Annotated in this window: 18 protein-coding genes; 7 read left to right on the forward strand and 11 right to left on the reverse strand. The window is 41.2% G+C overall.

Going from position 1 to position 15,232, the window contains the following annotated elements; all coding sequences use genetic code 11:
• Together NTU69_08055 and NTU69_08060 are read left to right on the forward strand one after the other, a co-directional pair.
• The coding region (locus tag NTU69_08055) for a hypothetical protein (GenBank protein MCX5803465.1) at window positions 1-155 on the forward strand (155 nt) is incomplete at its 5' end.
• Window positions 152-1,108 (forward strand): alpha-L-glutamate ligase-like protein, encoded by a 957-nt coding sequence (locus NTU69_08060; GenBank protein ID MCX5803466.1) that lies wholly within the window; start codon window positions 152-154, stop codon window positions 1,106-1,108. The genes NTU69_08055 and NTU69_08060, both read left to right, overlap by 4 nt.
• A 20-nt stretch (window positions 1,109-1,128) precedes the next feature.
• Here the strand turns inward: NTU69_08060 and NTU69_08065 are convergent, their stop codons facing one another.
• A complete protein-coding gene (locus NTU69_08065; GenBank protein MCX5803467.1) occupies window positions 1,129-2,085 on the reverse strand; it encodes a hypothetical protein in 957 nt (318 codons plus the stop codon).
• Between the two features lie 49 nt (window positions 2,086-2,134).
• Window positions 2,135-2,476, reverse strand: a complete 342-nt coding sequence (locus tag NTU69_08070; protein ID MCX5803468.1) for a phage holin family protein — start codon at window positions 2,474-2,476, stop codon at window positions 2,135-2,137.
• Between the two features lie 182 nt (window positions 2,477-2,658).
• Between NTU69_08070 and NTU69_08075 the strand changes: the two genes are divergently transcribed.
• From NTU69_08075 to groL, 5 genes are all read left to right on the forward strand, one after another.
• Window positions 2,659-3,483: an ARMT1-like domain-containing protein gene (locus NTU69_08075; GenBank protein ID MCX5803469.1), complete on the forward strand. Its 825-nt coding sequence runs from the start codon at window positions 2,659-2,661 to the stop codon at window positions 3,481-3,483.
• A 1-nt stretch (window position 3,484) separates the two neighbouring features.
• Window positions 3,485-4,402 carry a DnaJ domain-containing protein gene (locus tag NTU69_08080; protein MCX5803470.1) on the forward strand — a complete coding sequence of 306 codons (918 nt, stop codon included), beginning with the start codon at window positions 3,485-3,487 and terminating at the stop codon, window positions 4,400-4,402.
• Window positions 4,402-5,181: a hypothetical protein gene (locus tag NTU69_08085; protein MCX5803471.1), complete on the forward strand. Its 780-nt coding sequence runs from the start codon at window positions 4,402-4,404 to the stop codon at window positions 5,179-5,181. The genes NTU69_08080 and NTU69_08085 overlap by 1 nt, the downstream gene beginning before the upstream one ends.
• A gap of 103 nt (window positions 5,182-5,284) precedes the next feature.
• Window positions 5,285-5,575, forward strand: a complete 291-nt coding sequence (gene groES / locus NTU69_08090; GenBank protein MCX5803472.1) for a co-chaperone GroES — start codon at window positions 5,285-5,287, stop codon at window positions 5,573-5,575.
• 18 nt (window positions 5,576-5,593) lie between these two features.
• Window positions 5,594-7,222 (forward strand): chaperonin GroEL, encoded by a 1,629-nt coding sequence (groL, locus tag NTU69_08095; GenBank protein ID MCX5803473.1) that lies wholly within the window; start codon window positions 5,594-5,596, stop codon window positions 7,220-7,222.
• Between the two features lie 63 nt (window positions 7,223-7,285).
• Here groL and NTU69_08100 read toward each other — a convergent pair whose 3' ends face one another.
• The 9 genes from NTU69_08100 to NTU69_08140 all read right to left on the reverse strand — a co-directional run bounded on the left by NTU69_08100 (window position 7,286) and on the right by NTU69_08140 (window position 15,227).
• Window positions 7,286-8,182, reverse strand: coding sequence for a polysaccharide deacetylase family protein (locus NTU69_08100; protein ID MCX5803474.1), 897 nt, complete (start codon window positions 8,180-8,182; stop codon window positions 7,286-7,288).
• Window positions 8,175-9,212, reverse strand: coding sequence for a bifunctional UDP-4-keto-pentose/UDP-xylose synthase (locus NTU69_08105; GenBank protein ID MCX5803475.1), 1,038 nt, complete (start codon window positions 9,210-9,212; stop codon window positions 8,175-8,177). The genes NTU69_08100 and NTU69_08105 overlap by 8 nt, the downstream gene beginning before the upstream one ends.
• Entirely contained in the window at window positions 9,209-10,135 is a 927-nt protein-coding gene (locus NTU69_08110) for a formyltransferase (protein ID MCX5803476.1), read from the reverse strand. Before NTU69_08110 ends, NTU69_08105 begins: the two co-directional genes overlap by 4 nt.
• A complete protein-coding gene (locus tag NTU69_08115; GenBank protein ID MCX5803477.1) occupies window positions 10,132-11,061 on the reverse strand; it encodes a glycosyltransferase in 930 nt (309 codons plus the stop codon). The genes NTU69_08110 and NTU69_08115 overlap by 4 nt, the downstream gene beginning before the upstream one ends.
• 137 nt (window positions 11,062-11,198) lie before the next feature.
• Complete coding sequence (locus NTU69_08120) at window positions 11,199-12,749, reverse strand: glycosyltransferase family 39 protein (GenBank protein MCX5803478.1); 1,551 nt, start codon at window positions 12,747-12,749, stop codon at window positions 11,199-11,201.
• A gap of 247 nt (window positions 12,750-12,996) precedes the next feature.
• Entirely contained in the window at window positions 12,997-14,058 is a 1,062-nt protein-coding gene (locus NTU69_08125) for a tyrosine-type recombinase/integrase (protein MCX5803479.1), read from the reverse strand.
• Window positions 14,055-14,285, reverse strand: coding sequence for a helix-turn-helix domain-containing protein (locus tag NTU69_08130; GenBank protein MCX5803480.1), 231 nt, complete (start codon window positions 14,283-14,285; stop codon window positions 14,055-14,057). Before NTU69_08130 ends, NTU69_08125 begins: the two co-directional genes overlap by 4 nt.
• Window positions 14,286-14,431: 146 nt before the next feature.
• The gene (locus tag NTU69_08135; protein ID MCX5803481.1) at window positions 14,432-14,710 is read right to left on the reverse strand and encodes a helix-turn-helix domain-containing protein; all 279 of its coding nucleotides are present in this window, start codon (window positions 14,708-14,710) and stop codon (window positions 14,432-14,434) included.
• 94 nt (window positions 14,711-14,804) lie between these two features.
• Entirely contained in the window at window positions 14,805-15,227 is a 423-nt protein-coding gene (locus NTU69_08140) for a hypothetical protein (GenBank protein ID MCX5803482.1), read from the reverse strand.
• Window positions 15,228-15,232: the final 5 nt, after the last annotated feature.

Raw genomic sequence — 15,232 nt, forward strand, 5'->3', positions numbered from 1 at the left:
ATGAGATTATCCACATAGAATCACTCCAGCTTGCCTTTTTTGTCTACCCTGAGCTACTGTTTGCTGTGGGTGCCTTACAGATACTCCTCGGTCGCTATACCGGTTATCGGCTCTCGGAGTTTATCCGTTTCCGGAATTTAAAAGGTATATCATGATTTTTAAAACCACCCATTTACTCAGGGATGCCGGAATTCTCGGCATGAACCGCAGGAATGCTGAGTATATCATGAAGTATAATCCCCGCCCAGCCTTTCCCCTTGTGGATGATAAACTTTTGACAAAACAGCTTGCAGAAAGGTACCGGATTCCAACTCCACCTCTGTATCATGTCATAAAACATCATGGCGACATTGTTAGATTTGAAGAAACCCTCAAAGGCCACCGTGAATTTGTTATCAAACCGGCTCGTGGTGCCGGTGGCAGTGGCATTATCCTCATCATTGACCGTATAAAAAAGGAGTTTATAAAACAGAGCGGTGAGTCTATCTCAAGGGAAAAACTCTCATATCATATGAATGATATACTCTCAGGGATTTACTCCCTTGGGGGGCTTGAGGATCAAGCCATTATTGAGGCACTCATCCACCCTGATCCAGTTTTTACTGCCGTAACATATAAGGGCGTTCCTGACATCAGGATTATTGTATATCGTGGAATACCGGTAATGGCTATGGTTCGTCTACCCACAAAGGCCTCTGATGGAAAGGCAAACCTCCATCGCGGTGCACTGGGCGTTGGTATAAACATTGCAAGGGGAACAACACTAAGTGGCGTTCATCGCTCTGGGGTTGTCACCCACCATCCTGACACAGGAAATTCAGTGAAGGGTATAAAAATACCGCACTGGGAAAGTATGCTCCTTGTAGCAGCAAAGGCGGTCGACATGACCGGTCTCGGCTACCTCGGGGTAGATCTGGTGATTGACCGGCAAAAAGGACCGCTACTTCTCGAATTAAATGCACGACCAGGCCTCCAGATACAGATAGCAAACAGGGCAGGTCTGCGCAACCGCTTAGAGCTTGTTGACAGGGCTTCTTCTGATATCTTTGTCACGCCTGAAATACGGGTAAACTGGGCAATGGAAAAATTTTCTTCGTCAGATAATTAACACATAGAAACATCAGTGACTTAAGCCTGCCTTAGCAGCACACGGTCTTCAAATTCAGAAGGGGTTACCAGTTCCAGTTTTATTGATGAAAATTCAGGATGGTTCAGTAATAAATGCTTTTTCCTATTAAAACCATCGATTAAGCTATAATCTGTTGTTACAAAAAGGTTTATATTATGTCTGACACAGTTATAAATGTGGCGGGCATCCCTCTCTTCCTGTCGGTAGTGATATTTTTGCATGACCGTATTTATTACAAAATCAATATGGCTCTTGTCCACAGGTAATTCCCGCCAGCTTTTTTTGCTAAATCCTATAACCCTGTTCAATAACCCGAAAAGATTCCTGTTCCTCTCCCCCTCAACCCCTATAAAAACAGGCTCTATGGAACGATTTGCCAGAACTGACACCAATATGTCCCAGTTAAGCTGGTAATGAATACGTCTCAAATCGCTCCACTGGCTATGTGTAAACCAGAGATGCAAATCCTTTAAACAATCCTTGAGTATATTGTAATCTTCCTCCTGGCAATAGTCTGAATAATTATCCTGTCTTTCGAAACATAGAACCTCATCGCGAAGAAATGAAAAAAACCTTTTATCTGGATCAGCGATTCCCTGAGGGTATTTAGCCATACCGTAATCCCCTGCAGCACCAACAAGGTTGGTAGGTAGTATTTCTAACTGCTCATAATACTCGATAATCTGCTTATATTTTTCTATCTCGCTTTTATCAACCTTGCCCCATTCCTCAAAATCTTCTATGGCTTCAATTATCATATCCGTATCCGCAACACAGCACCCCTTTCTGTTAAGCCAGAAGATAATGTCTATTTCTGTATCTTCCCCACAGGTTGAAAACCTTATGCGGTTTTCTTTAAACTGTCTCCACATGTTGTGAATTGCCTGCCAATCTCTATATGTTCTCTCCTTTTCCAACGGCTTCTCCGCCAGAATATTGAGTACACTATAATCCACATATACAGTAATGCAAGGCTGGTTAATCATTCCACTTTATCCCGCAAGGTTATTTAGTTATCAGTAAAAACCCTAATAAATAGTTTATTATTGACATGACCATACTGAAGAGCATTGCTATCCAGAAACCTTTTACATGAAATCCATTTATCATTGATGAGGCCAGCAAAACGAGGACAGCATTGATAACAAAGGTAAATAGCCCTAAAGTCAAGATATTAATAGGCAGTGTAACAAGTATCAAAATCGGTCTCACCAGTACATTGACAATACCAAGAAAAAGTGCAACCCATAAGGCTGTAAAAAAACCGCTGATATAAACCCCGGGGATTAAATAGGCGCTTATCACAATCGATGTGGCCATTATCAGCCATTTCAAAAGCAATACCATGACTATATTTGGGCTATATTACAGAATAAAAATATTTTTAACACCTTAATAATACCCCCTGCTATTGGATTTAGAATTTATTTTACCTCGCATGTCCGTATATTTTCAAGAATAGATACTATTCCCAGCTTTTCACTATTCACTTTCACTCTGTTTGGGTATATCTTAATAATATAAAAACAATGAAAGTAATGGATTATTGCCTCAAGTGCCTGAAGGGGCATGCAGAAAGGACAGTCACCCTGTCTGGTGACAATGGATCTATACTCCCCGATTGTCTTGGATTGATTGATGAACTCTGGAACAAATGGCAAACCCCGTCTGATATCTCAAATAGATTGCTTAAATATATAAAACAAAGGACAAATGTCTATGACCCTTATGCTTCAATAAAGGAGAGTGAGCTAAAAGAAGCAAAAAGGGCTATTGAAGGATTAAAAAATAGATTCACCCATTCCCTTGAGGGGGTGCTCAAGCTTTCTACCCTGGGAAATTCTATGGATTTTTTTATCCATGATGGATATGACACAGGAGGGTTCAAATTCTCCGGAGATATAGATAAAATTGAAGAAGAGATTTATATTAAGGGTAAGGAGGTTTTAATATTAGGGGATAATGTTGGGGATTTTCTTTTTGACATGGGATTGGTTAAATTTTTAGAAAGTAATGGCAAAAGGGTATACTATGCTGTTAAAGAACACCCCGTGCAAAATGACCTTTCCATGGTAGATGTCATTAAGTTTAATCTCAGGAAGATGTTTGATAACATTATATCCACAGGTACTGATGAGGTAGGTATCAGAAGGGAGGATATGAAAGGCAAGATTAAAGATTTGTGGGAAGGTGATGCAGTGGTGATTGCAAAAGGGATGGGAAACTATGAAACAATATCGGAGTTTCATACAGAAAGACCGGTTATATACATCATGAAAGTAAAATGCCCCACTGTTGGGGATGCAGTAAATAAAAAGGTAGGTACATATATCGCTATTTTAGGTGGTGAATAGGATGGCAACAAAAAAAGATTATTATGAAACACTTGGCGTTTCAAAGGGGGCATCAGAAGGAGAGATGAAAAAGGCATACAGAAAGCTCGCCCTGAAGTACCATCCGGACAGGAACCCGGGCAACAAAGAAGCAGAGGAAAGGTTCAAAGTGATAAACGAGGCCTATGCGGTTTTAAGTGACCCTGAGAAGAGAAAACAGTACGACACATTCGGCATGGGAGGCTTCCAGCAGAGGTATTCAGAAGAAGATATATTCAGGGGATTCAATGTTGGTGACCTTTTTAAGGATTTAGGCTTTGGTGGTGGTGATATCTTCAGCATGATTTTCGGCAGGCAGGGTACGCGGGGCGGTAGGCAAAGGCCACAGTATTATGATTACGGGGACTATATTACGAGAGAACAGCAACCTGCAACCGATTTGGACCTCAATTATGAACTTGAAATTCCCTTTATGGATGCAATAAGAGGAGCTGAAAAAAGAATCACCTTTTCAACACAATGGGGAACCGAAGAGGTAAACGTGAAGATACCGAAGGGCATCAATACGGGTAAAAAATTGAGACTTCAGGGGAAAGGCAGCAGAGACCCAAGGACAGGAAGGGCAGGTGACCTTTACATCACCATAAAGGTGGGTGAGCACCCCGTCTTCAAGAGGGTTGGCAATGACCTCTACATAAAAAAGGAAATAAAATTTACCGATGCCCTGCTCGGAACAACGGTAGAAGTCCCTTCAATTGATGCCCCCAAACAAGTAAAGATTCCGCCAGGGGTGAAGAAGGTAAGATTAAAAGGCCTTGGTGTGCCCGATTTAAAGGGAGGAAGGGGAGACCAGTACGTAGAAACAGAGGTAGAAATCCCAAAAAGGTTAACTGACAGACAAAAAACGCTCCTCGAAGAGTTGAAAAAAGAAGGTCTGTAATGCTTCCGAGGAGACACATCCTTGACGTGTGGGAGTTCATCAAAGACAAGAACGAACTCCTTCCCATGTCTACAGTTACCCTTGCCATTGATGCAATAAAGTACATTGAGATGGAATCTAAAAAGGACCATCTCGTTGAGGTATTGGAGTTTAACGAGTTCGTATGTTACATGTACCCTTCAATGAGACCGCGAAACAGGTCGCTTTTGTTTCATGTTATCTCGGATCTGCTCGGTCTTCTCATGTACGGGGTACCCAAAAAGAGCAAACACACCCTCGAGAGCATAGAGATCATAAACTATTCAGAAAAGAATATTGAAAGTTCCCCTATAATAGAGGTGTGGAACAATCTGAAAGAAAAGGTTTATACAAAAAAGCATGGGGTAGAAAGCATTATTGACGGTTTTATAAAAAAGATCAGGATAGAAATGGATGTCATGGAACGGTATCCATTCGTTGAGGATATATTTTTTGAATCAAGGGAATACATAAATGAATGGCTCCCATCCTTCTCAAGATACTATGGTAAACAAAGAAAAACAGTAAAAAATGTGTATGAAAGGTGGTGGTCCCAGTGGTTTTGTAAGGAAGGTAAGGAAAAAGCACTATCGGCTATGATTGAAAGGCTCTATCTTCAGGCAGAAAGAGAGTATGGTATCAGAATAGATAAAGATAAACTGCTCACCACAATACAACTTGAAAAAGACACAAACAGAAAGGAAAATGAAAAATTTTCGAAGTGGTACAGAGAAGGGGTAAATTTATTATTAAAAATTTAAGTGTAGCGGTATTGACAAAACACCCTTATATTGTTATATTATCTTTAGCAATCACTTTTAACAATTGCCAATAAATAAATTAAAGAAGGAGTGTGATACAATAATGAAGATTAAACCATTACAAGACAGAATCCTCGTAAAAAGACTCGAAGAAGAAGAAAAAACAAAGGGAGGTATTATTATCCCTGATGCGGCAAAGGAAAAACCGCAGGAAGGCAGAGCTGTTGCCGTAGGTGATGGTAAGGTACTCGAGAGTGGTAAGAAGGTAGCGTTAACGGTAAAGGTCGGTGACAAGATATTGTTTGGCAAATATTCAGGGGCAGAGATCAAGGTTGATGGTGAGGAACATCTCATTTTGAGGGAAGATGATGTTCTTGCAATCGTAGAAGACTAAAGAAAGGAGGAAGAGATAATGGCAAAAGAAATAGTGTATGATCAGAAAGCAAGGGAGTTGCTCTTAAGGGGTATAAATACACTGGCAGATGCAGTAAGAGTGACCCTTGGACCTAAAGGAAGAAATGTAATTCTGGAGAAGTCGTTTGGGTCTCCGTCGGTTACAAAAGATGGCGTCACAGTTGCAAAAGAGATAGAGCTTGAAGATAAATTCGAGAACATGGGCGCCCAGATGGTAAAAGAAGTGGCAAGCAAAACAAGCGACGTAGCAGGGGATGGTACAACAACCGCAACGGTATTAGCACAGTCTATATACAGAGAAGGTTCAAAGCTTGTTGCTGCAGGGCATAATCCGATGGAATTAAAAAGGGGCATTGAGAAAGCAGTTGAAATAGTGGTTGAAGAGCTAAAAAAGCTCTCAAAACCAACCAAGGACCAGAAAGAAATTGCCCAGGTAGGAACGATTTCTGCAAATAATGATGAGACAATAGGGAATATTATAGCTGAGGCTATGGGTAAGGTAGGAAAAGAGGGTGTCATCACAGTTGAAGAAGCAAAGAGCATGGAAACTACGCTCGAGATCGTGGAAGGTATGCAGTTTGACAAGGGATATATATCCCCATACTTTGTTACAAACCCGGAGAAAATGGAAGCAGTCCTGGATGAACCATTAATCCTCATCAATGAGAAGAAGATAAGCAGCATGAAAGACCTTCTGCCTGTCCTTGAACAGGTTGCGAAGATGGGGAAACCCCTTTTAATCATATCCGAAGATGTTGAGGGTGAAGCCCTTGCAACCCTGGTTGTAAATAAGCTAAGAGGTTCATTAAAGGTTGCTGCGGTAAAAGCCCCTGGCTTCGGTGACAGGAGAAAGGCTATGCTGGAAGACATCGCCATCCTTACAGGCGGCCAGATGATATCAGAAGAACTCGGCATTAAACTTGAGAGCATCTCTATCAAAGACCTCGGGTCTGCAAAGAGGATAGTGATCGACAAAGATAACACAACGATCGTAGATGGCGCCGGTGACAAAAAGGAGATAGAGGCAAGGGTCAAACAGATGAGGACACAGATCGAAGAGACAACATCCGATTATGACAGGGAAAAACTCCAGGAAAGGCTGGCAAAGCTTGTTGGTGGAGTCGCTGTTATCAATGTAGGTGCTGCAACTGAAACAGAAATGAAAGAGAAAAAGGCACGCGTAGAAGACGCACTGAACGCCACGAAAGCAGCAGTGGAGGAAGGCATAATCCCTGGTGGCGGTGTAGCCTTCTTAAGGTGTATCCCAAGCCTTAATAAAGCTAAACTTGAAGGTGAAAGACAACTTGGTATCCAGATAGTGAAAAAGGCCCTGGAAGACCCGACAAGATGGATTGCACATAATGCAGGTCACGATGGTTCCATAGTAATTGAAAAGGTGAAGAACGGAAAAGGTAATTTTGGTTTTGATGCGGCAAAGGAAGAGTATGTGGACGATATGATGGAAGCTGGAATCATAGACCCGACAAAGGTAGCAAGGACAGCGCTTCAGAATGCAGCGTCTGTTGCATCCTTACTACTTACAACTGAAGCAATGGTTGCTGAGAAACCAAAGGAAAAGGGACAAATGCCTATGATGCCACCAGGCGGAATGGAAGGGATGTATTAAACATTTTGAGGGGACTTAAGTCCCCTCATTTTTTTCTCCTAACAATTATTAGATAACTGATTACTACTTCTGACAGGACACCTCTCCTGCCCTGCCTTCTACATACCCGTATACGATTTCACATGTTGGGATGGTCATTGCATCCTTACACTGGATGGCAATATCGAGGAGCTTCTTATAGGTAAAACCGCGCTCAAGGGTTCTTTTAATAAAGGTTTCAAGGACGCCTGTCCACCTTTTTCCTTCAAGCTCTGCATGGACGGTAAGGATGTTCAGACCATCTCTCAGGGAATCGAGAAAAAACTTACTTAGAGAAGATACTTCTGTCCCGGCAATCCCGACGATTTCATCAAGGGTTGGAAGGGTCGTAGGTATCTGGAGTATTTCGAATTTTTCTCCCCCCATGATCGAAAAAAATGGAGATACACCCCGTGTGTCACTTGTGTATACAAGGTCTTTTTTCTGAAAAAACCGTAAGGCGTGGGCATTTATCATCCACCCGGGGGCTGCAAAAGAGTGTGGTGCCCTTCCTAAAATATCTTCATAGGTTTCAAATGCCTTTGCAAGTATTTCCTCTGTTCTTTCCCTGTCGAGATTCTTTATATGGTCGTGCCAGTACACGTGGTCAAGACCGTGAATACCCGCTTCATGACCATTGTCAACTATTGCTTTTAATATGTGGCTATTCCTTCTTGCTATTTCAGGCCCGGGGAGTATGAGTCCATACATAAGGGTCTTGATACCGTATGTACTTACCACCCCTACCCTGCCTGCCTTTTTGAGAAAACCTTTCTTTGTGAATACCCTTTTTGCAGTCCAGCCTGTATGGTCTTTACCCATAGGGACAAAAAAACTCGCATGTATGTTATATTTTTTTAAAAGTGAGAGAAGTTGAGGCACACCATGTCTCATCCCATCAAATGTATCCACATCAACCTTTAACCCGATTACTTTATCCATTTACCTTCAGGTTGGACTCGAGGTAGTACTCAAGGGTCTTTTTTAATGCTGTGTCAAGGTCAACCTTTGGCTCCCAGCCGACCAGCTCCTTCGCCTTCTTTATTGAAGGAACCCTGAAGTCTATATCCTGATAGCCCTCGCCATAAAACTCTTTGGAGTAGACCTCTATAATCTCTGAATGCTTCCTGTAATGCTTTGTAGATGGGTGGTTTATGAACAACTCTTTCAGTTTATTGGCAAGCTCCTTTATTGTTGCCTCGTTTTTCGGATTTCCTATATTGAATATCTCACCGTTAAACCTGCCATCTTTGTCTTCAATAATCTTCATCAGGCACTCTATACCATCATCTACATAGGTAAAACACCTCCTCTGAAGCCCACCATCAACAAGCCTTATCGGTTCGCTTAAGATAAGACTGCTGATAAACTGTGTCACCACCCTTGAGCTGCCTTCCTTTTCCGGGTCAGAGGTTAATTCATCAAGTTTCGGGCCTATCCAGTTAAAGGGTCTGAAGAGTGTAAATTTAAGACCACGTTGAAAACCATACGCCCATATTACCCTGTCGAGGAGCTGTTTTGATGCGCTGTATATCCACCTCTGTTTTTTAATGGGGCCAAGAACAAGGGGGCTTTCATCCTCTTTGAATTCCTTATCAGGACACATACCGTACACCTCGGAGGTTGAGGGGAAGAGAAGTCTTTTATTGTATTCTACACATAACCTGACAATATTCAGATTCTCCTCAAAATCAAGCTCAAAGACCTTAAGGGGCTCCCTTACATAGGTAGCAGGTGTAGCAATCGCTACAAGGGGCATTACAACATCACACTTCTTCACATTGTATTCTACCCACTCCTTATTTATGGATATGTCACCTTCAACAAAGTGGAAACGTTCATCTCCAAGGCTTGCCTCCAGCTTATCGTTCCGTATATCCATCCCGTAAATTTCCCAGTCTTTCTCTTTTAATATTTTTGCTGCGAGACTATTACCGATAAAACCATTTACACCAAGTATAAGTATCTTCAAGATTGACCTCCCAGCATCTTGTCTTTTAGATTATGGATAGTGGCAAATGTTTCTCCATCCATTTCATCTTCTCCTTCAAGTTGCACCCTGAGTAGTTTTAAAATCCCATTGCCTGTATTCACCATAAGTGGTTTTTTTGAGATAATAGCGCCAGGTGAAACACCCCGTCCACCATCTTCTGGATAAGCCTTCCATATGTAAAATCTTTTTCCATCAAGATAGGTAAATGCGCCAGGATACGGATGTGTTACTGCCCTTGTAAGGTTATATATTGATAGGGCATCCTTTTGCCACGATATGAGCCCGTCTTCAGGTTTCCTTCCACCAAAATACGTGGGTGGGTCCAAATCTGCCTGTGGTATTCTCTTAAATGTTCCTTCCTTTAACTGCGGCAGTATCTCTTTCATGAGCACCCTTGCTTCCCTCACCATCTTCATAAACACTGTATACGCATTATCATCGAATTCAATCATTACTTCCCTCTGTGCAATTATGTCACCTGCGTCCGGCTTCTCTAACATGTAGTGAAGCGTAAGCCCTGTCTTCTTTTCCCCTTCAATTAATACCCAGTTTACAGGACTTCTCCCTCTGAACCTCGGGAGAAGGGAACCATGGAGGTTAAAGGCACCTATCTTCGGGATATCAAGTATCTCTTTTGGAATCATCTTACGATAATAAAAAGAGAATATAATGTCCGGCGACATGTCTTTTATGAGATTAACCCAGGTTGCCTCTTTTAGATTTTCCGGCGTATATACGGGTATGTTGTATCTCTCTGCGAGCATTCCCGGCCTATTAAACCATATCTGCTCCTCAGGGTCATCTTTATGGGTAAAAAGGCAAAGAATTTCTGTACCAAATGCAATCAACCCTTCAAGGCACACATAGCCAATTTCATGGTATCCAAATACAACTGCCCTCATGGCAGTTCCTTTTTTATGATAAACCTTGGTCTTCTTCTTACCTCCTGATATATCCTCCCTATATACTCCCCTATGATCCCAATGGCAAATATCTGAATACCTATAAAAAAGAAGAGTATTGCGAAAAGGGTAAATGTACCTTCAACCTCAGGACCCACTATCAGCCTCCTTACAAAAAGGAATATGGCAAATAAAAGGCCTAAGAGGGCTATGACCACACCAAGCATACTGAAGAACTGTATGGGGAGCAGGGAAAAGCTTGTCATCAGGTCAAAATTGAGCCTGAAGAGTTTAAATAAACTATATTTTGATGTGCCCCTTTTTCTCTCCTCATGGGCAACCTCAATCTCTATGATCTTTTTTGCAAAAATATTTGCGAGGGCAGGGATAAAACTCGACGTTTCCGTGCACATATTTATATAATCAATGATGTTTCTTCTATATGCCCGGAGCATGCATCCATAATCCTTCAACTTAACACCAACAATCCTGGATGTAATCTTATTGACTATGAAGGACGGGATCCTTCTAAAAAGTGAGTCTCTACGGTTTTTTCTATAGGTACCCACAACCTCATATCCTTCTTCTATTTTCTGGACAAGTTTCGGTATCTCCTCAGGGGGGTTTTGTAAATCTGCATCTATCGTGATGACAATATCGCCTTTTGAAGATTGAAAGCCTGCAAATAGCGCCATATGCTGGCCATAGTTTCTATTAAACTCAATCACCTTAACATTTTTATAACGGTTATGAATATCCTCAAGTATCATCTGTGTGCCATCTGTGCTGCCATCATTTATGTAGATGATTTCATAGGTCCTCTTAATACCCTCCAGCGTCTCATACAAGCGCTGATGTAGCTCCGGGAGGGATTCATCTTCATTTAAAACCGGGATTAATACCGAGATATGGGGCTTATCTTCCATAGTTCCTCACAAATAATTCAGGGTATAGGGTATAGGGGTTAGGGTATGGTAACAAACAGTTCGGAGTAAAAACTGTGAACTGTGAACTGCTTTCGCCATTATTTAATGCTGATAGCTGATAGCTGATGGTTGACTTTTTATTTTCCATCTCTCCTCACATAAAACGTATAATGTTCTTTTTCATATCTTGCCTTTTTTACAGGTAAAAAACGGGTGTTCAATTCTTCCCTGATGGGCGCTGATGGTTTGTCCTCCACGATGAGTAGTATATCACTTTTGGTATCCTTTATCTCCTTCATATCAAAAACCGGATGGATTGGCTTACCAGCATAGAATATCAAACCTGCTGAATTAAAACCATAGGTATAAATCTCCATATCCTTTTTGAAGCCTCTCAGCTCATCCGTTATTAATCGAGGGGATTTAAATGTTCTATCCATTAGAGGCATATAGTATGCATTATAGAAGTATCCAGCAAAGGCGAGGTAGAAAATAAAAAGCGAAAGGGCCCATTTTGGCGCCTTCTTCATTATCACGTAAAAAAACATACCACCTGTAATGAAAAGTATAACAACGTATATGTAGAGGGAAGATGGGCCTTCTCGAAATATGCTTACAGCAGAGTATGGCAGGGTATAAAGCACAACAATGGAGACAAGGGGTATAAGGGCAATAAGGAGAGCAAAACACTTGAGCAGTATATTTGTCCATTTATTTTCAATTAGCCACGGCCAGCAGTCCCTTATGTACACACCACACAGTAACGCACAGGCGGGATATAAGGAGAGTAGATATATTGCCCTTTTACTCATCGACAATTCAAAAAATAAAAATGTGAAAATGAACCATACAAGGGGCAACCAGTACCCCTTTCTAAAGGCATGGTAAATTGAAAAAGGAAGCAAGATGCTCCATGGAAGAAAATTAAAGAATAGTTTATGAAAATAATAGTAAAGGGATTCTATATGGTCAAAGGCATTCGTATATCGTGCAAGATTTTGTCTTAAAATAAATTCTCTCCAATACTCTTCCCCTGCCAGAAGAAACCAGATTGACGAAATCACGAGGGATAAAACACATCCTATAATAAGAGGCACGATGAATCTTTTAAATTCTCTCTTTATAAGCAGATAGATGAATATAGTACAAGCCGGTATTATTAGACCAGCAGGGCCTTTTGTGAGGGTTGCAAGGGATGCGGGAATAAAGGAAAGGATAAGATGCCATCTTTTCCCCTTTACAATAAAAAGGTAGCTGAAAAATACAGCGAGCCCTATAAAAAATGCAAAGGTCATATCCATTACGGATTCCCTTGCATTTGAGAGAAACTGATAGTTTGTTGCAAGAATTATAGCGGAGAGGAATCCCCCTTGCGAATCAATCAGTATCCGCCCCATATAGCAGGTTACCAATAAAAGTAAGGTTGCAGAAATAGCAGACGGCATCCTTGATGAAAGCTCATCGAGAATACCCCTTACCTTTGAGGCAACAATTATCATCCACGAAAAAAAGGGAGGCTTTTCAAGGTACGGCCTTCCATTGAGGTAAGGATGTATGTAATCCTTCCTTTCCATCATCTCCCTTGCCATTATAGCCTGTCTCGGTTCATCAGGATCCCAGAGGGCTATTGTCCCCAGATTATGGACAAATAGAATATAGGCGAGGGAAAGGATTATAAGTATTTTCATGTATATATTTCCATTGTTATGAGCGCTCAAGGGTTCAAGGATTCGAGGGTTCGAGCGATTTTCACTTGGCCCCTTTAGCACTTTGCCACTTCCTTTAAGCAAGATTTATATTCTAATATTTGACATTTTTCAATATTTCTTTGCTTTGTCAAATAGGAATTTTCAATATCATTAATCATTCCAATTAAGTCCTGATTCGTCATAGATCGGTGTTAGACGAAAAAAGTGATTTTTTTCTAACGGTCTTCTAACGGCCATAAAAAGTGTTCTCCAGTTTTGCAACCTGTGTGCGTGAAAACTCTGCATCGTTGAAAAGATGTCCATACAGATCAAAGGTGGTCTTAATAGTTGAATGACCAAGCTGTTCAGAGATATATTTAGGGTTCTGTTCGCCATGTATCCTTATGCTTGCATTGGTATGTCTCAGACTGTGCCATTTAACAGGGTTTAAGCCTGCATCCTTCAAAGCTGGCCTAAAGTATAGTTTGACAAAATTATGGTGAATGACAGGGCAACCCCGCCTTGTTGGAAATACAAGTTTTAACTCATTCCCAGGACATTGTAATTTCCACTTTTTAAACTCCAGTGCAAGAGAAGGTGAAATATCAACCTTCCTTTCGCTCGTTTCTGTTTTCGGTACGTTGAGCGTACCCTTCCATAGAGAATGTCTCACGTGGATCACGCTGTTATCAAAATCAATATCCTCCCAGGTTAAACCCCATAGCTCATTAGCACGGAGTCCGGTAAGGATCGCCGTAAGAACGGCAACACGGTAATGAAGGTCTATCTTCTCCAGGAGCTTGTTTGCTTCCTCAACATCAAGTATTGATACACGCTTTTTCGTAACACGGGGGTTTTTGATAAACTCTCCCGGGTTTCTTTTCGTGTATCCCCAGTGGTAAGCGTGTTTAAGCATTTCCTTCAAAACAATAGTTTCCCATTGTGCCGTGGAAGGTTGAACCTCTTTTAACCGTTTCGAGATAAAGGCCTGTATGTGCGCCCCTGTTATATTCTGTAACAGAGCATCGCCGAAGTGGCTCGTAAATCTTGCGACAACGTGTGTATAGCCCATTTTAGCAGTTTCTTTGATATTGCTCTCAACGTAGCTTTCAATCCATATCTTGCCAAACTCTTTAAATGTCACCTTCCGGACATCCTGAAACCTTCCTTCCTGTGCTACTGGGAGATTTTCATTTAAAACCCGTTCAGCATCTTTCTTTGTTTCACCGCCTCTTAACCATTTTCGCTTAGACCCAATGGCAATGACGGCATAATACGTATTTCCTTTCTTTGCTATACTTCCTCTCATACATCCTCCTTTTTCTTTTCCTTTTTCGTTTTACTCTTTTTCACCTCCTCCTTTCCTGAGAAATATGCTCTAAGGTCTTCCTCTGTAATCATCCAGTTCTTTCCCACTTTCCTACCCTTGAGCTTCCCTTTGGTAAACCATCCCCGGATTATCCTGGGATTCATTTCAAGTGCCTTTGCAATATCCTCGACATCGTAAAGCGTTATACTACCTATCTTTTTTACCATGTTGGCACCTCGTTAATAATGTCATGTTATGTATATATCATGTATATATAATGCTGTCAAGCGTTATTTTTGTAATATATGATATATTGCAATATAAAAAATCATATAAAGATATTGGTATGTTGTAATGCGCTTCTAACGGCATTCTAACCATTCCCATGCCTTTTCATCCATTGCAAAATTGCATTTTTCGAGAACCTCAGAGATTTACCAGCTTTCATATAGGGAAAATCAGAAAGGCCATGTTGTGAGTTATTCGCCCATTGATAGACTTGCCCCTTGCTTTTATTCAAAACCTTTGCAACCTGGTCAACGGTCAACAGATCGTCTTCCCGTTGATCCTGCCTGGATAGCAACGGACGGATCAGTTCAACAACCTTTTCGGCTATTGCCTGGAGGTCTGAGTGTTCAAGCTCAAGCTTCATTCATTCACCTTGCCTGGTGAGGCAGGGGGAGGGGGGATGACGTCATGAATGGAAATTTCAATATAACCCTCTTGTGGATGCGCCACAAATATTTTCATTTTCGGATTCCCTGCTGTTTTCGATGTTTAACTATTTTCTTTATCTCCTCAGGATATTTCTCGTGGCATTTTTGGCAAAAATCAGCATTGCAGTCAGTAAGCGGGGCCAGGCAAATATCACAAAGCCCTTTTTCCTTTTTGAAATCACAATTACAATACTCTACCCTGAAGCGTACATTAAAATCCGGGAAGCTATCTAAAAAAGCCTTGTTATAATTTTCCAGGGTTCCATGTTTCTGAGTGAGTTCTAAGGCCTCCCGGAAGACATCTTCTTCTGTATAAGGCTTTACGAAATTTTTGGGTATCATTTCTTTCAATGCCCTTACCGTGTCAAGCGCCCATTGTGCTGGGGTGTCCTCTTTGACATTCAAAAAATTTTCCAGTTTGTCTATCTTATTCCTTAAATCTTTTATGGACATATATA

The sequence above is a fragment of the Pseudomonadota bacterium genome (genome assembly GCA_026388215.1).
Lineage (GTDB): Bacteria > Desulfobacterota > Syntrophorhabdia > Syntrophorhabdales > Syntrophorhabdaceae > JAPLKF01.